The 21,408-nt window shown below is 64.4% G+C and carries 20 protein-coding genes; 9 read left to right on the forward strand and 11 right to left on the reverse strand.

The annotated features are described in order from the left end of the window. Positions 1-51: 51 nt before the first annotated feature. Together poxB and ACE10Z_RS38280 are read right to left on the reverse strand one after the other, a co-directional pair. Positions 52-1,788, reverse strand: a complete 1,737-nt coding sequence (gene poxB, locus ACE10Z_RS38275) for a ubiquinone-dependent pyruvate dehydrogenase (protein ID WP_375785310.1) — start codon at positions 1,786-1,788, stop codon at positions 52-54. An 83-nt stretch (positions 1,789-1,871) separates the two neighbouring features. Next, positions 1,872-2,855, reverse strand: coding sequence for an alpha/beta fold hydrolase (locus tag ACE10Z_RS38280; RefSeq protein ID WP_375785311.1), 984 nt, complete (start codon positions 2,853-2,855; stop codon positions 1,872-1,874). A gap of 365 nt (positions 2,856-3,220) precedes the next feature. Here ACE10Z_RS38280 and ACE10Z_RS38285 point away from each other — a divergent pair, with 365 nt between their 5' ends. Beyond that, positions 3,221-3,397, forward strand: a complete 177-nt coding sequence (locus tag ACE10Z_RS38285) for a hypothetical protein (protein WP_165126306.1) — start codon at positions 3,221-3,223, stop codon at positions 3,395-3,397. Positions 3,398-3,494: 97 nt separating this feature from the next. On the opposite strand, the gene ACE10Z_RS38290 is transcribed toward ACE10Z_RS38285, so the two are convergent. Both ACE10Z_RS38290 and ykgO read right to left on the reverse strand, forming a co-directional pair. Beyond that, positions 3,495-4,166 carry a tetratricopeptide repeat protein gene (locus ACE10Z_RS38290; RefSeq protein WP_371821749.1) on the reverse strand — a complete coding sequence of 224 codons (672 nt, stop codon included), beginning with the start codon at positions 4,164-4,166 and terminating at the stop codon, positions 3,495-3,497. A gap of 105 nt (positions 4,167-4,271) precedes the next feature. Next, positions 4,272-4,397, reverse strand: a complete 126-nt coding sequence (ykgO, locus tag ACE10Z_RS38295) for a type B 50S ribosomal protein L36 (protein WP_002718645.1) — start codon at positions 4,395-4,397, stop codon at positions 4,272-4,274. A gap of 476 nt (positions 4,398-4,873) precedes the next feature. Here ykgO and ACE10Z_RS38300 point away from each other — a divergent pair, with 476 nt between their 5' ends. The 4 genes from ACE10Z_RS38300 to ACE10Z_RS38315 all read left to right on the forward strand — a co-directional run bounded on the left by ACE10Z_RS38300 (position 4,874) and on the right by ACE10Z_RS38315 (position 7,984). Continuing rightward, positions 4,874-5,758 (forward strand): amidohydrolase family protein, encoded by an 885-nt coding sequence (locus ACE10Z_RS38300; RefSeq protein ID WP_375785312.1) that lies wholly within the window; start codon positions 4,874-4,876, stop codon positions 5,756-5,758. A 137-nt stretch (positions 5,759-5,895) separates the two neighbouring features. Next, positions 5,896-6,738: a dienelactone hydrolase family protein gene (locus tag ACE10Z_RS38305; RefSeq protein ID WP_375785313.1), complete on the forward strand. Its 843-nt coding sequence runs from the start codon at positions 5,896-5,898 to the stop codon at positions 6,736-6,738. Continuing rightward, positions 6,735-7,478: a haloacid dehalogenase type II gene (locus ACE10Z_RS38310; protein ID WP_375785314.1), complete on the forward strand. Its 744-nt coding sequence runs from the start codon at positions 6,735-6,737 to the stop codon at positions 7,476-7,478. The genes ACE10Z_RS38305 and ACE10Z_RS38310 overlap by 4 nt, the downstream gene beginning before the upstream one ends. A gap of 20 nt (positions 7,479-7,498) precedes the next feature. Then, entirely contained in the window at positions 7,499-7,984 is a 486-nt protein-coding gene (locus ACE10Z_RS38315; RefSeq protein ID WP_375785315.1) for a YbaK/EbsC family protein, read from the forward strand. A 51-nt stretch (positions 7,985-8,035) separates the two neighbouring features. Here ACE10Z_RS38315 and ACE10Z_RS38320 read toward each other — a convergent pair whose 3' ends face one another. The 3 genes from ACE10Z_RS38320 to ACE10Z_RS38330 form a co-directional block, all read right to left on the reverse strand. Then, complete coding sequence (locus ACE10Z_RS38320) at positions 8,036-8,398, reverse strand: hypothetical protein (RefSeq protein WP_375790026.1); 363 nt, start codon at positions 8,396-8,398, stop codon at positions 8,036-8,038. A gap of 496 nt (positions 8,399-8,894) precedes the next feature. Continuing rightward, complete coding sequence (locus ACE10Z_RS38325) at positions 8,895-11,330, reverse strand: hypothetical protein (RefSeq protein WP_375785316.1); 2,436 nt, start codon at positions 11,328-11,330, stop codon at positions 8,895-8,897. A gap of 189 nt (positions 11,331-11,519) precedes the next feature. Then, positions 11,520-12,434 carry a LysR family transcriptional regulator gene (locus ACE10Z_RS38330; RefSeq protein WP_375785317.1) on the reverse strand — a complete coding sequence of 305 codons (915 nt, stop codon included), beginning with the start codon at positions 12,432-12,434 and terminating at the stop codon, positions 11,520-11,522. 125 nt (positions 12,435-12,559) lie between these two features. Between ACE10Z_RS38330 and ACE10Z_RS38335 the strand changes: the two genes are divergently transcribed. Both ACE10Z_RS38335 and wrbA read left to right on the forward strand, forming a co-directional pair. After that, complete coding sequence (locus ACE10Z_RS38335) at positions 12,560-13,258, forward strand: pirin family protein (protein ID WP_375785318.1); 699 nt, start codon at positions 12,560-12,562, stop codon at positions 13,256-13,258. A gap of 175 nt (positions 13,259-13,433) precedes the next feature. Further along, positions 13,434-14,033 carry an NAD(P)H:quinone oxidoreductase gene (wrbA, locus tag ACE10Z_RS38340; RefSeq protein WP_375785319.1) on the forward strand — a complete coding sequence of 200 codons (600 nt, stop codon included), beginning with the start codon at positions 13,434-13,436 and terminating at the stop codon, positions 14,031-14,033. A gap of 53 nt (positions 14,034-14,086) precedes the next feature. On the opposite strand, the gene ACE10Z_RS38345 is transcribed toward wrbA, so the two are convergent. Then, positions 14,087-15,268 (reverse strand): GNAT family N-acetyltransferase, encoded by a 1,182-nt coding sequence (locus ACE10Z_RS38345; protein ID WP_375785320.1) that lies wholly within the window; start codon positions 15,266-15,268, stop codon positions 14,087-14,089. A 36-nt stretch (positions 15,269-15,304) separates the two neighbouring features. Beyond that, positions 15,305-16,276 (reverse strand): cupin-like domain-containing protein, encoded by a 972-nt coding sequence (locus tag ACE10Z_RS38350; RefSeq protein ID WP_375785321.1) that lies wholly within the window; start codon positions 16,274-16,276, stop codon positions 15,305-15,307. Positions 16,277-16,466: 190 nt separating this feature from the next. On the opposite strand from ACE10Z_RS38350, the gene ACE10Z_RS38355 reads away from it, so the two are divergent. Beyond that, a complete protein-coding gene (locus ACE10Z_RS38355) occupies positions 16,467-17,558 on the forward strand; it encodes a hypothetical protein (RefSeq protein WP_375785322.1) in 1,092 nt (363 codons plus the stop codon). On the opposite strand, the gene ACE10Z_RS38360 is transcribed toward ACE10Z_RS38355, so the two are convergent. Further along, entirely contained in the window at positions 17,450-18,874 is a 1,425-nt protein-coding gene (locus tag ACE10Z_RS38360) for an O-antigen ligase family protein (protein ID WP_375785323.1), read from the reverse strand. The two genes, ACE10Z_RS38355 and ACE10Z_RS38360, sit on opposite strands and share 109 nt — an antisense overlap. Further along, a complete protein-coding gene (locus ACE10Z_RS38365) occupies positions 18,871-19,866 on the reverse strand; it encodes a glycosyltransferase family 2 protein (RefSeq protein WP_375785324.1) in 996 nt (331 codons plus the stop codon). Before ACE10Z_RS38365 ends, ACE10Z_RS38360 begins: the two co-directional genes overlap by 4 nt. Before the next feature lie 401 nt (positions 19,867-20,267). On the opposite strand from ACE10Z_RS38365, the gene ACE10Z_RS38370 reads away from it, so the two are divergent. Continuing rightward, positions 20,268-21,356: a radical SAM/SPASM domain-containing protein gene (locus ACE10Z_RS38370; protein WP_375785325.1), complete on the forward strand. Its 1,089-nt coding sequence runs from the start codon at positions 20,268-20,270 to the stop codon at positions 21,354-21,356. Positions 21,357-21,408: the final 52 nt, after the last annotated feature.

Genomic DNA, 21,408 nt, shown 5'->3' on the forward strand with positions numbered 1-21,408 from the left:
CCTTCGAATCGCCATCCCCTTCTGGCTTTCTGATTTGCGCTGCCGCCGCAATCAGCGCGGCAACAGATTGGTCTTGGCGAGATCGACCACCTCGTCGCCGCGGCCGCTCATCACGGCGCGCAGCACCCACAGGCTGAAGCCCTTCACCTGCTCCAGCGTAATGGTCGGCGGCATCGACAATTCCTGCGTCGCGGTCACGACGTCGAGCACCGCCGGGCCGTTATGCGCGAGCACGCTGCGGATCGCGCCCTCGAGCTCGCCGGGATCCTCGACCCTGACGCCGTGAATGCCCATGGCGCGGGCCATCGCCGCGAAATCCGGGTTCTTCAGGTCGACCCCGGTCTCGATGAAGCCGGCGGCCTTCATCTCCAGCGCGACGAAACCGAGCACGCTGTTGTTGAAGATCACGACCTTCACCGGCAGCTTCGCCTGCGTCAGCGTGATCAAATCGCCCATCAGCATGGCAAAGCCGCCGTCGCCGGACATCGACACCACCTGACGCCCCGGCTGCGCCGCCTGCGCGCCGATCGCATGCGCCATCGCATTGGCCATCGAGCCGTGCACCCAGGAGCCGACCAGCCGGCGGCGGCCATTCATTTTCAGATAGCGCGCGGCCCAGATCGTCGGCGTGCCGACGTCGGCGGTGAACACCGCATCCTCGCTCGCCTGCTCGCTGAGCAGGCGCGCCAGGTATTGCGGATGGATCGGCTTCTGCCCCGGCTTGCCGCGGGCAAGATCGTCGAGCCCGGCGCGGGCGTCCTTGTAATGCGCAAGGCTGGCGTCGAGAAACTTCCGCTCGGTCTTGACCGTCAGCTTCGGCAACAACGCGGCGATGGTCTCGCCGACGTCGCCGACGATGCCGAGATCGAGCCTGCAGCGGCGGCCGAGATTTTCCGGGCGGAGATCGACCTGGGCAATGCTGATGCCGGTCGGGAAGAACTGCTTGTAGGGAAAGTCGGTGCCCAGCATCAGCAGCACGTCGCAGCCGTGCATCGCGGCATAGCCGGAGGAGAAGCCGATGAAGCCGGTCATGCCGACATCGTAGGGGTTGTCGTACTCGACATATTCCTTGCCGCCGAGCGCATGCACGATCGGGCTCTTCAGCGTCTCGGCGAGCTTGATCAGGCCGTCATGCGCGCCGGCGCAGCCGCGGCCGCAGAACAACGTGATGCGCTTTGCGCCATTGAGCAGCGCTGCCAGCGCGTTCAACTCGGGTTCGGCCGGACGAACAACGGGCGCGGGCGGCAGCAGGCCGGCATTCGGCGCAATGTCGCGCTTCGGCGCCGGCCGCATCGCGACGTCGCCCGGCAGCACCAGGACGGCAACGCCGCGCTTGCCGACCGCGGCGCGAATCGCGTTCTCCAGCATGTAGGGCAGCTGCGACGGATCCGACACCAGTTCGCAATAATGGCTGCATTCGCGGAACAGGTCCTGCGGATGGGTCTCCTGGAAATAGCCGCCGCCGATTTCAGCGGAGGGGATCTGGGCCGCGATCGCCAGCACCGGCGTGCGGCTGCGATGCGCGTCGAACAGGCCGTTGATGAGATGGAGATTGCCCGGGCCGCAGGAGCCCGCGCATACCGCAAGGTCGCCCGTGATCTGGGATTCGGCGGCGGCGGCGAAGGCAGCCACCTCCTCGTGGCGCACATGCAGCCAGTCGATCGTGGCGCGCTTGCGCAACGCCTCGGTCAAGCCGTTGAGACTGTCGCCGACGACACCGTAGATGCGCTTCACGCCGGCCTGGGCAAGGGTTTCAGCGGTGAGGTCGGCGATGTTGTCGATCCGCATGAGGCTTGTCCTTTGGGTGATATCTGTCGAGCCGCGCAGCCGCATGATGTTCGGCAGGATGCGACCGCGCAAGCCTCACCGGATCACAGATTCGCGGGGACAATCTTGTCCGCTGTTGCTGCCGGTTGGACCATCTGGTCAGCCATCGCCTCGATCTCGGATGCCACGAGATCGGGCGCTGCGTATTGTACCATGTGGCCGACACCCGGCAGCACGATGAGCTTGGCGTTTGGCGCCGTGGCTGCAAGCGGCCGCGAATGGATGCCGGTCGAGACCGTCTTGTCGACGTCGCCCGAAATGATCGTGACTGGCGCCCTGATCTTCGCATAGCGTGGGGCCTGCTCGACGACGGCGGCCTTCAGCGTGACAAGGTCGCGCGCATTGGCGATGAATTCGCGCGGGCGCAGCAGGAGCAATATCTCGCTGTCACGGACGAATTCGTCCGGCATCGGCTGCGGCGCGAACACACCGCGCGCGCCCGATGTCGTGACGAGATAACCGAGCGGCAACGTGATCGTGTGCGCCAGCAACGGCCCGATCAGCGGTGTCGAGATCACATCATTGTAGCGGCCGGCGCCACCACGCCAGGGATAGGCGACCGGGGCGAGCAGCACGAGGCCCGCGACGCGGTCCGGATCATCCAGCGCGATGCGCAGGGCGAGCGCCCCGGCCCAGGAATGTGCCACCATGATCGCGCGGTCGACGCCGAGCCTGGTCAGCGCCTCCACGATCATCCGGCCCTGGATCGCGGGCGTCGAATCCGCAACGCGCTTGCGCGTGCTCCAGCCATGGCCCGGCCGGTCGATCAGGATCACCCGGCGCGTTTTGGCAATGCGCTCGCCGAGCGGCTGCATCGCCCGGAGATTGGAGCTTGCGCCATGCAGCATCACGACCGGCGGCCCCGCGGCATCGCGCGGGCCGAGTTCGACGACATGCAGCCGCGCGCCGGCCACATCGACCATGCGACCCCGAGGCGCAAAGGTGCGCTGGATCAGGAAGACGCCGATTTGCGTCGCCAGGGCCAGCGCCAGCCCTGCGGCGGCCAGCGCAACGATCGCGGTCAACATCGAGGGGATCCGAAAGATCTTGAGAAGTTGAAGTGACTTGGGAACCTGAAAATTACGACGAAGCCGAACCCGGGTTTCGCGTGGATTTGCCCCCTGCCCGGGCATGCTCTTGTTCGGAAAGCCAATTGTCGATTTCCGGCCCGCGCCGAGGCGCGGAGTTGTCCACAGTGCGCCCAGCCTGTGGATAGCGGGTTCATCCCACCGTCATTAGTAATTCCATAGATTGCCCGTGGCAATTTCGCCATCAGAGGCGAGGCTTCATCGAAACCGGGACGCGACCCGGGATCCTTCTTGACTTGTACACTGTATCCACAGGAACCCGCGTCCGCACGACGAGTTCAACGGGAAGTAATCGGAGGAGTACCATGATTTCCGACCCTAGCGATGCGGCCATCGATCAGATCGTGGCGAGCTGCAACGGCGACCTGCGCGGCGCCCTGAAGGCACTGTTGCTCGTGAATGAGCACCTGGAGGCGGAGCTTCAGCAATTCTATGCTGCCGTGGCCGAGGATTGCGCGTCCCGCGGCAAGTTCCTGCACTAGTCTCCTGCGCCGGACCGTATCGCGAGCAAGCATCAAGCTCGCGAGCCACGTGCCCCCTCGCGTCCAATCGGATCGCGATCGCATCAATCGCACGTAATCAGATGTCGCGGCCTTCGACCTTCTCGGTCAGCTGCTTGACGATCTGCGGCACCTTCTCGAGGTAGGGATCGACAGCCAGCGCCTTGCGGAAGGCGTCCAGTGCGCGCTTGTCGTCGCCCATGTCCTGCATGATCATGCCGACACCAGCCAGCGCGCCGAAGTGGCGGGGCTCGCGGGTCAGGACCTGCTGCAGGTCTCCCAGCGAACGGACGTAGTCGTTCTTGAGATAGTAGATCGTCGCGCGCCGGTTCCAGGCCTCGACATAGTCGGGCCGGAGCTTGATCACCGCGTCCAGAAGCTTCAGCGCCACGTCGATATTCTGGGCGTCGAGCGCAGCCTTGGCGCGCACCATCAACAGCGCTGCGGTATCGCTCGGGGTTTGCAGCCACAGCGCCCAGATCCGCGCCTCGACGTGACGGGCGCTGTCCTCATCGGGCGCAGCCTTCAGCGCGCCGAACAGGAAATCCAGCCCGCGGGTGCGGTCGGCCGGAACCTTCGGCAGCTTGGTCGGAGCTTCGGGCAGTTTCTTCTGGGCCTTCGGCGGCGGGACCACCCGCGGATCATCCTGCGCGGCGGCCGCGACAGGCATGGCCAAGACCGGCACGGCAAGCAGCGCGGCGATCAGGATCGCCAGCCGGCGGTTGCCAGGTCCAAGGAAGTTGAATCCCATGACCCGAAGTCTAGACGCACAACGCCGCGCTGCAAAGCAGCACGGCGTCAAAGACCTGTGAAAGAGATGTGTTGGGATCGGCGCAATCGGCCGATCCGCGCCGGATCAACCCTGGCGCGCCTTGAAGCGGCGCTGGACCTTGTTGATCACGTAGACGCGGCCCTTGCGGCGGACCAGACGGTTGTTGCGATGGCGGCCGCGCAGCGACTTCAGCGAGTTACGGACCTTCATGGGACAATCCTGTTACTTCGAAAGGCCCGTGTTGGAGGCCGTACCTGATCAATGCCAATCGTCGGCAAAAGCCAATAGCTGGCAAAATGGGATTATCCCGACAAGCGGCCTACCGCGCGGGACGGCGGGGTTCTAAGCCATCGGACCGTTAAATGTCAACCGAGATGGGCCGATTTTCGACCATATCGCGGTCTGGAACCGGTGCCGGTTGCCCCGTCACGCCATTGAGATCACACCAGAAACGGCGACCGCCGGGATATCCGCGCCAAGACCCGTCCGGCCACCGCGCCCTGACGGTGGTTCCATGGCTGGCGAATCGTTGCTTGCGCGGGAGGCTCGCCCCCACCCGAGGACGACTTCACGGCCGACCTGAGCCCGCACCGCCACCGCCTTCCATGAATTCAGACCGCTTGCGAAAATTGTTATATAATATAATTATTTTCCATCACCAACAAACACGCCGCCGGGGAAGCCGAATGCCCAAGCTCAAACTGCCCGATATCGAAAAGGTCACAGCGATCGACATCCACACCCATGCCGAGGAGCCGTGCGGCATGCATGGCGACGACGGCTATGACGATTTCCAGGCGCAGATGGCCGACTATTTCAAGTCGCCGCACAAGCATCCGCCGACCGTGCCGGAGACCGCGGCCTACTACCGCGCCAAGAACATCGCCGCGGTGATCTTCCCGGTCGATGCCGAACGCGAGACCGGTTTCCGCCGCTACAAGAATGAGGAGATGTTGGAGATCGCCTCCGACCATCTCGACGTTCTGATCCCGTTCGTCTCGATCGACCCACACAAGGGCAAGCTCGGCGTCCGCGAGGCGCGCAAGCTGATCGAGGACTACGGCGTCCGCGGCTTCAAATTCCATCCGACCATGCAGGGCTTCTACGCCAACGACCGCATGGCCTATCCGCTCTACGAGGCGATCAATGACGGCGGCGCGATCGCGCTGTTCCACACCGGCCAGACCGGCGTCGGCTCGGGCATGCCGGGCGGCATGGGGATGCGGCTAAAATACTCCAACCCGATGTACATGGACGACGTCGCGGCCGATTTTCCCGACCTCAAGATCATCCTCGCACATCCCTCCTTCCCCTGGCAGGAAGAGGCGCTGTCGGTCGCAACACACAAGCCGAACGTCTATATCGATCTCTCCGGCTGGTCGCCGAAATATTTCCCGCCGATCCTGGTGCGCTACATCAACTCGATCCTGCAGGACAAGATGCTGTTCGGCTCCGACTGGCCCGTCATCACGCCGGATCGCTGGCTTGCCGATTTCGCCAAGCTCGACATCCGCGAGGAGATCCGGCCGAAGGTGCTGAAGGCCAACGCGCGCAAGATTTTGGGGATTTAGAGCATGATCCGGAAAAGTGCGAAGCGGTTTTCCGAAAAGATCATGCTCAAATAAGGAGATGAGATCATGATGCGATTCCGTGGAAGCGCATCATGATTTAAGGGAGTATCATCGGCCGCACGCTTGCGGGGCGGCCGATGACGAACCGGGCCGGACTTGCCATCTTCCTCACCGTGCTCCTGGTCGGGAGCGCGGGCGGCAAGCCTGCGGCGGCGGCCGAAGCGCCATCCGTGCTGGTCGAATTCGAAAGCCCGCTCAGCAACGCGCAGCCGCTGCAGGGCCTGTTGCGTCGGCCGGAGCGACCGGGTCTCCTGCCCGCCGTGGTGTTGCTGCATGGCTGCAGTGGGCAGTGGCGGGAACTCGACGAGCGCTGGGGCAAACGGCTCGCGGCCTGGGGCTATGTCACGCTCACCGTGGACCGGTTCGGCCCGCGTGGCATCAGCGACACCTGCACCGGCGATGCTCCTGCCGCAACGGTTCACGACGCCTATCGCGCGCTGAGCTTCCTGACCCGGCAATCCCTGGTCGATCCGACACGCATTGCCGTGGTCGGCTTTTCACAGGGCGGATGGCTCGCATTGCTCTCGGTCGAGCGCGGCGCGATCGAGGTCAACGCGACGGAAAAATTCCGCGCCGCCGTCGCCTTCTATCCGCGCTGCCTCGGCATCAAGGGCGACATGACCGTGCCGACCCTGATCATGGTCGGTGAACTCGACGACTGGGCGCCGGCGCAAGAGTGCCGGAACCTGGCGGAAGGCCGCGACGATGACGGCATCTCGCGGCAGCAGGGCCTCGGCTATCCGATCGAGCTGATTGTCTATCCCGGCGCGCATCACGATTTTGACGTGCAGCAATATCGCACGCCGGGGCAACTGCTCGGTCATCACCTCGAATTCAACGAGCAGGTCCGCAATCAGTCCATCGACGCTCTCAGGAAATTCCTGTATGCGACCATTGGCGGGCAAGAGAAAACTCAATGAGCATCAAAGCAATCGTCTTCGACGCCTACGGCACGCTCTACGATGTCCAATCGGTGGCCGAAATCACCGAGGACGCATTCCCCGGCTATGGCGACATCATCACCCAGGTCTGGCGCATCAAGCAGCTCGAATATTCCTGGCTGCGCACGCTGATGCGGCGCTACCAGGATTTCGCCGCAGTGACGCGCGATTCCCTCGCCTACACGCTGCGCTGCCTCGGCCTGCAATATGACGAAGCGACCTTTGGGCGCATCATCGACAAGTATCAGCATCTTGCGCTGTATCCGGATGCCGTCGCCGCGCTCGAGGCGATGAAGGACAAGAAGCTCGCGATCCTCTCCAACGGCAGCCCTGACATGCTGAACGCGCTGGTGCGCAATTCCGGCCTCGACCGCCTGCTCGATGCGACCATCAGCGTCGATGCGCACAAAGTGTTCAAGCCGGCGCCCGAAGCCTACACGTTGATCGAGGAGGTGCTGAACGTGCCGCCCACGGAGGTCTTGTTCATCTCCTCCAATCCGTGGGACGCCTGCGGCGCCAAGGCATTTGGACTGAATGTCGCCTGGATCGAGCGGGTGACGCCGGAAGCGATGGCGCTGGCCTGCGTCGAGAGCGAGACGGTCGCCCCATTGACGATGTTCAAGGCTCTGCGTACCCAGATGGACGAGCTCGGCGTGGTGCCCGATCACCGGATCCACGGCCTCTCCGAACTTCCTGCCCTGGTGTCTGCCAGATCCTGACTAGCAAGGTCCTGAACAGTATGAGCCTCGAGTCCGTCCGCGCCTTCTTCGCCGAGAAGGCGCCCGATATTTCCGTGATCGAATCCGCTGTGAGCTCCGCGACCGTCGCGCTGGCGGCGGAAGCGTATGGCGTCGAGCCGGCACGGATCGCCAAGACGCTGAGCCTGCGGGTCGGCGATCGCGTCGTGCTGATCGTCGCCGCCGGGACGTCGCGGATGGACAACAAGAAGGTGAAGGCGGCGTTCGGCGGCAAGCCGAAGATGCTCGGCCTCGACGAGGTTGCCGACATCACCGGCCACGAGGTCGGTGGCGTCTGCCCGTTCGGGCTGAAGACGCCGCTGCCGGTGTATTGCGATGTGTCGCTGAAGGCATTCGACGTCGTGGTGCCGGCCGCAGGCTCGACCCACAGCGCGGTGCGCATCACACCCCACAGGATGGCCGAGCTGACCGCGGCCGAATGGGTCGATGTCTGCGAAGTCAGGGCTCAGACAGAGGTCAGTGCTTAGCGATGCCTGTTTTCTTTACGCGAACCGGCATCCACTTCGCTTGAAAACGCTCTAATCTTCATCGTCGTCGGGCCGCGGCGGCGCAACCGGGGCTGGCTGCATCTGCTGCGGCGGCGCGTGCGGCCGTTGCATCGTCTGCGGCTGGGGTGCGCGTCCCTGGGTTTGTGCCTGTTGCTGCGCGTTCGACTCGAACACCGCGCGGCAGGAACTGCCAAGCAGCGCCGTGTTCTGCCGCAGGCAGGCGACGATCCGGTTGGTGTCGGGAATCTGATCGCTGCACAGCCGCATCACGTCGGGCGTGCACGCCATCTGCTGTTCCCATGTTCCGCGATATTCCTGCGACAACGCAGGCGCGGCGGCGCCAAGGCCGCCGATCGCGATCGCTAAGCTCAGGACAATCCGCTCCGTCTGCATGCCCAAGGCCCTTGTTCGTTGAGTTCGGTTCGTTGAGTTCGATTTCATCCGCGCGCATGGGTTCCGCGCGGCGACTTGCTGCAAAAATGGCAAATGAATGCGGCCAAGGATCGTTCGTGCAGACAACTAAATGTGAAGGCGAATGAAACCGAGTTCCCTATTCGACTTCGCAGATCTTCTTCACGGCGCCGATCAAGCGCGCGCTGTCGTCTGCAACAAATTTTGAAGACTCCGGCGCGTCCGCCTCCCCCGCAAGCGCAGGGCAATCGCATATGGCAGCGAAAAGCTTGGCGTTGCGACTTCCACGTTCGTCATGGCCGGGCCTGTCCCGGCCATCCACGTCTTTCTCACGCGGAAACCAAGACGTGGATGCCCGGCACAAGGCCGGGCATGACGAGTTTGCGGAGAGATCGAGCCAATATGCGATTGCCCTGTCCCGCAAGCGGGAGATGTGCAGCAGTTTGCCGCGAGGCCGGTTCAACCCGACTTCACAACGCTAGCGCTTGCGGCTTGCCTTGCGCGTCTTTCCAGCCGACCGCTTGCTGGCCGCGCCGCGCTTGGTCGCGGTCCTCTTGCTGGCGGCTGCGCGGCGAACCGGCGCGGCGGCTGCCGGACGCTTGCGCGCCATGGCCTTCTTGACCGCCTTCCTCGCCGAATTCTTGGCCGCCTTCTTCGCTGCCTTCTTCGCGGCTTGCGGGCGTGCGCGCCGTGCTGTCGACGCACTCCGGCGCCGCGCTCCGCCTCCCCCGATCGGAACGATGTGGTCGTCGGCATCGAGCGTGAGCTGCTGGAGCGGATATGCCGGCAGGAAGCTTGGATCGTTGTAGAGCTTGCTCAAACTGCCCTGGTCGAACTTGCCGCCCTGCCCGCGGTCCTCGCCGGCGCCGGCCCGCCAGGCCGCTTCCCAGACCCGGGCCAGCGTCTTGGCGCCGTCCTGCATGCAGGCCGCCGTCGCATCCTTCAGCTTCGACCACATCACGTCGACCTGGCCGCTTCCCATGTGTGAGTTGAACAGATTGACGATCGTCATCGGCGGCAGCCGCTTCACGGTTCGCTGCATCAGCCCGACCACGGCGACCGCAGCATCGCGCCCGGTCGGCGTGCCGCCCGGGGCGATCTCCGCGACGTCGCTGGTCCGCGCATCCGGGATCATCTTGATGAGATCCTTGCCGTGGCGGCCGATCATCGTGGTCTCGTACACGCTGTGCACCTTGGCGTGCAACTTGTCGTTCGGATCGAGGCCATGATGGAATTGCGAGATGTGCAGCGGCTGGCAGGCATCGCCGATGTAATGCGCGACGATCCCCGCGGCGCAGACGAATTCCAGCTTCTTGTTGGCGGCGGCATAGTCGACCATTTCGTCGAAGATCTGCCACACCCGGAACGGCAATGCGCCTCGGCGGTCCTCGCCGATCCCTTCGTAATAGTCGTTCCACACCTTCGGATCGACGTTGCGCGTGGACTCGGCGCAAAGATCCAGCAGCGTCTTGCCGTCCTTGCCCGGCTTGTCCATGTCGGCGAAATGGTTGCTCTCGTCGGTATGCCGGGTGAAGCGCCAGACCAGGTCGGCAACATCGGCCAGCGGCGCGAATGCGCCTCGCTGATATGGCTTGAGGTCTTGGAGCAGCTTGTCGTCGAGGCCGATATTGTCGGAGTTGGCGTCCATCATGGCCGAGAGCTTGGGAAGCTTCGCATCGATCAGGCCGGTCGCGTAGGCGCCGATCTTGACGTGTCCCCATTCGCCCCAATACTCGGTGTGGCCGGCGTTCCAGTCGCCGATCAGTTCGACATCGAGCTCGCGGCACAGCGTCGCCATGCAGATGCCGAGCGCGACCTGCATCGGAATCTTGCCGCCCGATCCGAACAATTCCTGGCCGCCCCATTCCAGCGCCAGGGGACTGAGGATGCGCGCGCCGCCGGCGTTCTTCTTCGCGTCCGGATCGTCGAGAAACCAGACCGTGCCGGAATCGCCGGGATAGTTGTTGAGCGGCGTGTTGCCGTCGCGCGGACCGATCACGAAATCGCTGACATACTCCATGCCGCCGACGGTCTTGTAGCGGTAGAACAGGCCGATGATCTTGCCCTTCATCAATCCGCTGGTCGCACCGAAGGCGATCAGCGGCTGGTTGATGATCTCGAGGCGGAAGGTGCCGACATTGAGATCGACGACGTCGCCGACCTGGCCGACGCCGTAGACCTGCGCGGTCCAGCCCTTGACGTCGTCGACGCGGATCAATCCGGCATCGAGATTGGCCACCACGCGCGCGCCGGGCCAGCCGGGATAGACGTCGCTGAAGGCGCGCTTGCCGAGTTGCAGCGCATCGCTGACGCCGAGACGCCGCTCCGTGTTCTTGAAGCCGGCGAAGATCTCGCGCCCGGCCGCGCCGACCACGTGGCGGTTGGAGAGTGCAAACACGGTCTCGCCATTGGTGACGAGACAGCCGATCGAGCCGCGATGGATCTTGCCCTGGATCATGGTCTGGACCGGAAAGCCGCCGCCAACCAGATCGCTCTTGAACACCGGCGGATCGACGACGCCGGGGCTTTCCTCGTTCGGATCGACCTTGACGACGCAGGTGGGCACGACGCGCCCGTCCGGCAGATACAGGAACGGAGGCACCAGCTGGTCCTGCTTCTCCGGATGGTTCTTCAGCTCGGAGCGCTTCATCCAGTCCCGCACAAAGACGAGGATGCAGGGCCACGACCAGTCCTTGACCGACGAATTGAACAGCGTGCGCGGTCCGAGCGCCTGCGGCTTGGAATGATGTCGCCGTTCCGTCGCGTTGCGGTCGCTGTCCCGGATCAGATAGCGGCCGATCGCCGTGGCGTAGACCGATTGCAGGTGGGCCAGATGCACGTGATAGGCCTCGCGGGCATCGAGCAGATCCTTCACCGACAATGACGTGAAATCATGCTTGGTCAGGTCAATCATCTGGTTCCTCCGAAAATGCGCTTTTGCGGCAACAGGTTCAGGACGCAGAAATAGACGATCGCGGCGACCCACGATCATGGGTTAGTTCACACAACTTATACAATTTAAAAGGGATGACACGAATGTGACGGGTCATGCGGCCTTCAGCCTGCGTGTGTGGTGTCGACCACTTCCGGTGAGCGCAGCCCTTTACTTCCGCTGGGCGCGGCCCTTGGCGAAATGGCTGGCGAGGAAATCCGCGAGCACCTCGACGCGGGCGGGGCGCGGGCCGCCGGGCGGCGTGACCAGATGCACCGCCCCCTCGGGCTGCTTCCAGCCTTTCAGGATCACTTCGACCTCGCCGCGTGCGATCGCATCGCCGACGATGAAGTCGGGCAGGTCAGCGATGCCGAGACCAGCGAGCAGCGCGGGCATCACGGCCTCGCCATTGTTGACCCGCAACTGGCCGGCGGGACGCACGCTCGCCTGCTCGCCCGATGCGTTGGTGTAGTGCCAGACGCCCTGGGTCGAGAGGTAAGCGTAGCCGAAGCATTTGTGCTCGGCGAGATGCATCGGATGGGTCGGCCGTCCGTAGCGCTTCAGGTAGGACGGCGCCGCCACCGTGTAGCGCGGCATGCCGCACAGCCGCCGCGCGATCAGCGAGGAATCCGGCAGCCGCGCGATGCGCAAGCCGGCATCAAAGCCTTCGCCGATCAGATCGACCGTCGCATCGCTCAGATGCAGATCGATCGCGACCTCCGGATAGGCCTCCATGAATTCCGGCAGCAGCGGCGCCACCGTCTTGACGCCGAAGGTCATGGGCACCGCGAACCGCACCAGCCCGCGCGGCGTGGTCGATTGCGCCAGCGCCTCGCTCTCGGCGGCCTCGCCATCGGCCAGCAGCCGCGCGGCGCGCTCCGACAATTTCTGGCCGGCATCGGTCAGCGCCAGCCGCCGCGAGGTGCGGTTGAACAGCCGCGCGCCGAGCCGCTCCTCCAGCCGGCTGACCGCCTTCGAGACCGTCGCCTTGGACAGCGCGAGCTCGGTCGCGGCCCCCGCAAACGACCGTAATTCCACGACTTTTGCGAAGATCGCGAGCGCCTCGAAGTCCGGCAGTTTCGACATGGGCCGCTGTCCCGATCGTTTAATATGGAAACAATGAGTTTCAATAGTTTCTATTTCTATACCACAGCCGGAGGCATATCCAAGGGCCAACGAGATCGAAACCAACCTATCAAACGGAGTAACACATGATCGAACTCAGACCATTCGCCGAGCTTGGCGGTGCCGACCACGGCTGGCTCAAGGCCAAGCACCACTTCTCGTTCGCGAACTATTACGATCCCGCCAATGTCAGCCACGGCGCGCTGCGGGTGTGGAACGACGACGAGATCGCGCCGAACTCCGGCTTTCCGGCGCATCCGCATGCCAACATGGAGATCATCACCTATGTTCGCGAAGGCGCGGTCACGCACCAGGACTCGCTCGGCAACAAGGGACGCACCGAAGCCGGCGACGTGCAGGTGATGAGCGCCGGCAGCGGCATCCGTCACTCCGAGTACAATCTGGAGCCGTCCAGGACCAAGATCTTCCAGATCTGGATCGAGCCGACGACGAAGGGCGGTCACCCGACCTGGGGCTCGAAGCCGTTCCCGAAGGCCGACCGCTCGGGCAAGCTCGTCACGATCGCCTCCGGCATCGACGGCGACAACGACGCGCTGCCGATCCGCGCCGATGCGCGGGTGCTCGCCACGACGCTGAGGGCCGGCGAGAGCGCGGAATACGCCGCCGACAAGGCCCGTCACCTCTATCTGGTACCGGCGGCCGGCAGCATCGAGGTCAACGGCGTCCGCGTCAATGCGCGCGATGGCGCCGCGATCCGCGATGAAGCCAAGCTGAAGATCACCGCGCTCGAGGATGCCGAACTCGTGCTGGTCGACGCGGCGTAACCTCAATCTCCACTCGTCATGCCCGGGCAAAAGCGCGAAGCGCGTCTTCAAGCAGAAGCCCGGGCATCCATCGAGTTTCGCAAGGGTTCTTTCGAGATCGATGGATTGCCGGGTCAAGCCCGGCAATGACGGCCCCAAAACCAACTCCCCTAACCTCAACCCAAAGGAGGCCATCATGGCCAAGGTTCTCGTTCTCTATTACTCCGCCTACGGTCACATCGAAGCCATGGCGAATGCCGTCGCGGAAGGCGCGCGCGAAGCCGGCGCCACCGTCGATATCAAGCGCGTGCCCGAGCTCGTGCCGGCCGAAGTCGCCAAGGCCTCGTACTACAAGCTCGACCAGGCCGCGCCGATCGCCAAGATCGACGATCTCGCCAACTACGATGCGATCATCGTCGGCACCGGCACCCGTTTCGGCCGCATGTCCTCGCAGATGGCCAACTTCCTCGACCAGGCCGGCGGCCTCTGGGCCAGGGGTGCGCTGCACGGCAAGGTCGGCGGCGCCTTCACCTCGAGCGCGACCCAGCATGGCGGCCAGGAGACCACCCTGTTCTCGATCATCACCAACCTGCTGCATTTCGGCATGACGGTGGTCGGATTGAACTACGGTTTTGCCGGACAGATGAAGCTCGACGAGGTCACCGGCGGCGCACCCTACGGCGCCACCACGATCACCGGCGGCGACGGCAGCCGCCAGCCCAGCGAGAACGAACTCGCCGGCGCCCGCTATCAGGGCCGCGCGATCGCGGAAGCCGCCAGGAAGCTACACGGCTAAGCTTCGCTGATACGACAGGGGCGGCATTCGCGTTCGGGATTGCCGCCCTTTCGTCAGTCATCTTCGCGCGACGGCGTCGACTTGCCGAGCGCCTGCTTGAGCCGCGCGGTGAGCGCTGGATAGTGACGCAGCGTCAGCACGGCACGGTCGCGCAGCGCGTAGGGTTGTCCGCGCCAGCTCAAGGATGCACTGAGATCGACCAGCGGCGTGCGCTCCGGTCCGAACCGCCGCTTGTAGCTGTAATTGCCGATCGAGAAATCGAATTCCCGCACACCGTCCTTGTGCAGCTCTGCGATAGTGCGATCGATGATCAGCCGGCCCGGCGAACAGGCCGACCATTTCTCGCCCGCATTGCTGATGCGGATCATGACGAAGCGCGAGCCGGTGCGGACGCCGAGCAGCGTCGCCACCACTTCGTCGTGGGTCGCAAGGGCGGTCGTGACAGCATAGCCCCGACTGGTGCCTTCGCGCACGAGGTCGCGATAGAAGGCGGCGCAGTCCGCATTGTCGAGCGCGTAGTTGAGCCCGAGGCCGTTCAGCCGCGCGCCCTGCTGCACTTCCGTGATGGACAGAAGGTCCAGCGCTTCGCCGGTATCCGTGGCGACCCTGAACGCCGCGGACCGCTCACGGGTGAACACGCGCCAGCTCCGCCCCAATTCCTTGCGAACCTTCCGGTTCAGCTCGTAGCGCCAGGCGTCGTGGTCGTCGCCGATGGTCAGCAGATTGCCGTTGACGACCGATGGTCCGATGCCATCGAGCAGCGCCAGCGGGTTGGATCGCATCGCGAGCTTGACCGGCATCTTGCGAAACCGGATGAGATCGGCCCCGCCGGGCGCCTTGCGCAGCGCGGCCTGCAAATCGCGCCAGAACTGCCGCGCAGCGACGTCGTCGCGCGGTGCGGCAGGGCCGAGGATCGGCGCGTTGAAGTCGGTGAGGTTGAGGTCGGCGAATTCGACGATGCGCAGGCTGCCTTGCCGGTGACAGATCAGCGGCAGCAGCGCCGCCCGCTCGCCGGTCGCGGCATCGCTGACAAGGGCGATCAGCGGCTCGACCCCGTCGGTCGACGCGAACGCCCGGTACCATGACGCATACCATTGCGGATGCTGGAACGCCGTAAGCGGCTCGAACGCGCCCCAGCGAGCGGCCGCCTGCGCCCAATCGGAAACCAGCTCGACCCGATAGCCGACCGCATAGGCAGCGACCCGCGCCCCGAATTTCTCAACCGCTGTCGTCAAGACCGTCATTTCAGTACCTATTACCGGCAAGCTCGCTTACGCCGCTTCCAACGCCGGCTTGGGCGGGTCCTTGGGCAGGTCCTTGGGCAGGTCGACGATCTTGCCGAGGTCGCTCTCGTCGAGGCGGAAGTCGATCGCGCGCCGTATGGCGCGTTCGCGCTTCACCCATTTGCCGTCGCGCAGCAGCTTCTGCATCACCTGCTTGGCGAAGAAGGTCGGGCCGCGGATGCTGCGGCTGCGCGGCGTGTAGCCGAAGCGATGACGCAGCATGCCGTTGGCGAGATGCAGGATCTGGGCGCGGCGGATGTCGTCGTTGACGTAGGAGATCGTCATCGAGATGTTGACGGTGTCGAGATTCTCGACGCGGTGCGGCGCGTTGAGCGGCCAGTTCAGCATCTGGCCCGGTTCGAGATCGATCACCTGCGCATGCCAGTCGTACCAGGGCTCGTAGGGGATATCGACCTCGACGTCGAACAGCGCGATGTTCTCCAGATGCTCGGGCCGGATGAACGGCTGCGTGCTGGGATAGATGTAGACCCGCTTGCGGCCGGCGATCTGGACCAGGCCCTGCCCCGGCAGATCGGCGTGGTAATAGACCTGTGCATCAGGCGACGAAATCAGGATGCCGGCCTGATGGGTCGGCGCATCGAAGCCGGGAACCTTGGTGGCGATCTCGCCGAACATCCGCTCGATCATGTCGCGGTAGCGGCGATCGATCGCGGTGACGTTGCGCAGGTTCAGCCACAGGCCGCCGCGCGAAATCGCCTCGATCACCTGATGGCCGCGCAGCCTGCCGATCTCGCCCTCGCGCCAGACCCGGCTCGATCCCTTGGCGCCGGTCTTGACCAGGCTGTAATGCTCGCGCGGATAGTGCTCGATCAGCTTGGCGAGATCGTCCATCGAGAACGCGGGCTGCTTGTGCATGGTGTGCTCGAGCCGGATCGGCTGACGGCTCCAGAGCCTGGAATGGTTGTCATCCCAATTCGCAAAGATCTTGCCCGTCGTCATGGTCGCGCTCCTGGCTGCGCCGTTTCGCTTCATCCGATGTCCCGTTCCGGGACGAGCTGGCAGCTCTTGAGCAGGGATTGGCAAGAACGGTGCCGTCGCGTAAGCGCGCGGGGTTACGCAAAGCTAATGTCTCGCCGATATGGCTAACCGCGACGTTTCCGGAGCCGGCCGCCGTGGCCGACAGGACTGAATGACTGAACCACCCCGATATCGCGCGCTGTTTCTCGGCGCCGGGCCGCGGATGCACTGCGGCGTCGGGCAGTTCACCCGCCTGCTGCAGGAGACGATCGACAGGCTCGAGCCCGGCGCTAGCACGGCGTTAACCCTGACCCGGACCGACGGCAGGATCGGCGAGATCTGGCGCGCGGTCGGCAGCGCGGATAGCGTGGTCTGCAACTTCCCGATCGTGGCCTGGAAGCGCGTGATCGCGCGCCCGCTGCTCGCGCTGCTGTTTGCCCGGCTGCGCCGCCGCAAGGTTGTCTTGATTCAGCACGAATGGGCCGGCCTCAACGGCATCCGCCGGCTGACCTATATCCCCGCTTTGTGGCTCGCCAACACCATCGTGATGTTCTCGCCGCTGGTGCGCCGCGAGCTCGCCGACGATCGCATCATGCGCGGCATGGTGCGGAAATGCGTGCTGGCGCCGTTGCCCCCGAATATCTCGGCGCCGGCCGGCTTTTCGGATTCGATGCTGTTGCAGCGGCTCGTCGCGGCACGCAGCAACGGCCAGCTCATCGTCGGGCATTTCGGCTCGATCTATCCCGGCAAGCAGCCGAACGGGCTGCTCGAGATCGGCGCGATCCTGAAGCAGCGGGGCCTGCAGCCCTTGATCGTCTATGTCGGCTCCTTCATTCGCGGCACCGACAACATCGAGCAGAAGTTCTATGCCCGCGTCGCCGAGCTGGGCCTCAAGGGCGACGTGATCGTATCCGGCTATGTCGCCTCCGATCACGAGGTGTTCGGCCTGCTCGGCGAGATCGACGTGTTCTGCTATTCGCTGGCCGAGGGTCTGACCGCGCGGCGCTCCAGCATCCTGGCCTGCGTGCAGTCGGGCCGGCCGCTGATCGTTACCGGCCCGGCGCTGCCGGACGAATTCGACCACCATCCGCGCTTCAAGGAATTGATCGATCGCGGCGCGATCCTTCTGGTGCCGCGCGACGCCGACAGTGCCGCCTATGCCGACCGGATCGTCACGGCGCTGAAGCGGCTGACCACCCCCGTGCCGTTCGATTTCGACGGCTGGTGGGCGGACGTTGCCAACGCGGTCCGCGCGCAGCTGTAGACCTCGCTCCGCATCCGGAACCGGGCCAGATAATGCAGCCCGAATACCGCGATCAGGAACGTCACCCAGATCGTATCGGCGCGATCGAGGAAGAAGCTCTCCATCGACGACAGATAGAGGCCGAACAGCCAGATCCGCAGGAACAGCATCGTCAGCGGCGCATCATTGCCGCCGCGATCCGCGGCCTGGAAGTCGCGCAACGGCTTGACGACGACAGCCGCGATCAACAGCACGAGACCGGGCAGACCGGTCCCGAGCGCGGTGTCGAGATAGCCATTGTGGCTGTGCGAGGCGTAGCCCGCCCACTCCTTGCCTTCCTGCAAATTCTGGATCGCGCTGGTGCCCCAGAACGACTCGAAGCCGTAGCCGGTCCATAGCCGCTGATGCAGCGATTCGAGGGCGAAAGCCCAGATGTCGGCACGGCCGGTGAAAGAGGTGTCGATCGGCATCCGGTCGGCGATCGCGGCAAGCGTATCGCTCATCACGGTGCCGACGCTGAACAGATTGAGCAGCACCAGCGGTGTCAGCAGCAGCAGCGCGCGGCCCCACAGCGAGCAGACTACCGGCATCAGCGCGGTCAGCATCAGCACGGCGACGCAGAGCACGATCGCGCTCTTGCCGGCAGTGAAGAACAGGAACACCGCGGCAAGCCCGGTCACGGCGATGCCCGACAGCCAGCCGCCGGCGCGCATCAGATAGATGCCCAGGAAGATCAGCATCGCCATCATCGCGGCCGCGACGTTCTTGTGGCCGAACGCGCCGCGCCAGTTGCCGGCAAGCGCCGGTTCCTGCGGATCGGTGGCCTGGTGGATCGACAGATCGGGCGCCAGGACAACGCCGAGATAGCAGGTCACGAGCAGGACCAGCGCGGCGATGCCGAACCAGCGCATCAATTCGCCCTGCGATTTCGGCAGCAGCAGCAGCGTCGCGGTCACCACGATGACGAACACCGACAACGCCAGACGGCGCAGCGAGGTGGCCGGATCAGACGACAGCACGACGGTGACGCAGATCCAGCCCGCGAACAGCAGGAACGCCGGTGTCAGCAATGATTTCAGCGCCGGCTGATTGTCGCGCAAGGTCAGCGCCAGCATCGCGACCATCAGCACGCCGAACAAGGCGTAAAGCACCGCATCCTTGCCGGTGACCACGTCGCCGACATAGAAGCCGCTCAGATCCGCGAACGGACGCAGCGATATCCAGACCAGCAGGAGAATGCCGACAAAGAATGCGCCGCGGACGATGTCCATCACCGGCCGGCGCGCAATGTCGGCGATCAGCGCCCGGCTTTCCGCGGTGACGGACAACTCGCTCACGACGCGATCTTGGAAGCTGCGTAGGGCTGCGGCTCGATACCGAGCACGGCAAGCGCGCTGCCGACCGCGACCACCATCGGGTGCATCGCAATCACCGCCTGATGCTCGCGCAGCACGATGCGCGTGAAGCGATACAGCGAGAACGGCACCAGGCCGAACATCTTGGCCTTGACGGCCACGCGCGACCACATTGTCTGCGCCGCCTTGCGCTCGATATGGTAGTTGATCGCGCCGATCCGCAATCCGCGCCGCACGATCCAGCCGAGATTGGTCCGGGTCGAGGGAACGGTCTCGCTGATGACGGCGTCCGTGACCCAGAAGAAGCGAAAGCCGGCGCGGCGCGCCCGCGCGAAGAAGTCGTGGTCGCCGCCGCCGAGGAAGTTGAAGCGCAGGTCGAAGGCGGGCTGTCCGAGCTTGTCGAACACCGCGCGCCGGATCAGGCAGTTGCCGCAACCATAGATCACCGGGACGGGACCGCTGGCATGATAGGCCGGCGCGAACGCCGGATGGCGCCTGAGGCTGCCTTTGTGCTTGTCATCGAAATTCGGCCACACCGGGCCGCCGACGATCTCGGCGCCGGAGCTCTCGGCCGCCTGCACCATCCGCTCCAGCCAATCCGGCGAGGCGACCTCGTCGTCGTCGATCATCAGGAAGTTTTGCGCGTTCGGAAAGGTCTCGAGCGCGGTCTCGAACGCCGCGTTGATCGCCTGGCAATTGCCCTGCCGCGGCTCGACGACGCAGACCCCGCGAAGCTTGCCGGAATTGAGAAACTCGGCCGCGACCGGCGCGCTCTCGCAGCGCGCCGCATCGTTCTCGACCACGACGATCGCAAAGCTGCGCTCGGTGCGCTGAGCCGCCACCGACTCCAACGTCAGCCGCAAGTGTTTGGGCCGGCGGAAGCTCGGAATGCAGATGACGGTCTCGACGGAGCAATCCAGCGCGGGCGAGATGGTTACCCAGGCGCGGTCCGCTACAGCAAGCTCGGTCGACATCTCCATGCCCTCCTGGCAATCGCGATCCGCGACGCATCATCCCGACACGGATCGGAATGGGACATGGCCGTCCCAAAGTGACCGACACAGGCGGCAATACGGACGCGAAACACACGTTACGGCGACCTCATGGCAAAATCCGCTCCAGACGTGCCGCGCGTTACCGCAACTTCGTCGCAAGGTTAATTCGAAGTCGAACAAAGCGATTTGCAGGAATTGACGGCCGCGTGGGGCGCGGCCTCACGATCCGCGCCACGCCGTTAGCCGATCCTTAGGGTTAAGAGCCGTCGCGCGCGCGTGCTGTGCGTCTTGCGTTGCAGTTGGCATTCAATTTGCTGATCAACCCATAAATCCTCGATCGATCCGATCGCAACAACGCAAAACACTGCCTGAGGTTCACCTTGAAAGCGCTCGACCTCGTCTCGCTCGGCACCAAACACGTCCGCAACGCCCTCTCGGAAGAGCTCTATTTGCGTACCGGCCGCGACGTCACCCGCCCGGCCGCGATCTTCGCCGAGGTGGTCGAACGCTGCAATTACAAGTGCCGCTACTGCGACTACTGGCGCCGCCCGAACTATCGCGACGAGATGTCGATCGCCGAATGGCAGCGCGCGCTCGCGAGCCTGAAGGAATTCATCGGCGCCTATCACGTCGAATTCGCCGGCGGCGAGCCCTACATCAAGAAGGGCTTTCTCGACCTGCTGCGGTTCTGCCGCGAAAACGACATCCACTGGGGCGTCACCACCAACGGCGGCGCCTATCTCAACAAGAAGATCGTGGCGCAAACCGTCGAGGCGCACCCGTTCAACATCAACATCTCGATCGATTCCACCGATCCGGCGATCCACAACTACTCGCGCGGCGTTGAGAACTCGCTGAGCGACATCGTCCAGGGCATCCGCAACGTCGCCGAGCAGCGCCGTGCCGAAGGTCTGGATTTCCCGATCATCATCAAGCCGGTCGTACACCGGCTGAACTTCCGCCGCCTGCCCGAAATGGTCGACTGGATCCAGCAGATCGGCGCCACCGCGCTGAGCTTCCAGCCGGTCGAGCAGGGCACGCAGGAGGTCGAGGACGAGTTGTGGATCGGCGAGAACGAGCAGGACGATCTCATCAAGGTCCGCGACGAGCTGCTGCGGATGAAGCGCGAGGGCGCGCCGATCCTCAACGGCGAGGCCGTGCTGCGCGCCTGGCCGAACCATTTCCGCCGCGAGAAGGCGCCGAAGGAAGTGATGCCCTGCCGCGTCGGCATGCGGAATTATTTCATCCGCTCCGACGGCCGTCTCGAAGTGTGCTGGTTCTTCAAGCCGATCGGCAACGTGCGCACCCAGACGGCGCGCGAGATCTGGTACAGCGAGGAAGCGCAGGCCCGCCGCAAGGAGACCATCGCCTGCGACAAGCTCTGCCTGTTCACCTGCCTTGCGCAGCGCACGCTGCAGGACAAGCTGAAGATGGGCCTGACGCTGTTGACCAACACCAAGGCCGCCTGACAGCCGAGAGCTTGAGCCTTTCTAACCGTCTGAAGTGTGACTCACTTTTCGT

This window comes from Bradyrhizobium sp. Pha-3 (assembly GCF_042258615.1).
GTDB lineage: Bacteria > Pseudomonadota > Alphaproteobacteria > Rhizobiales > Xanthobacteraceae > Bradyrhizobium.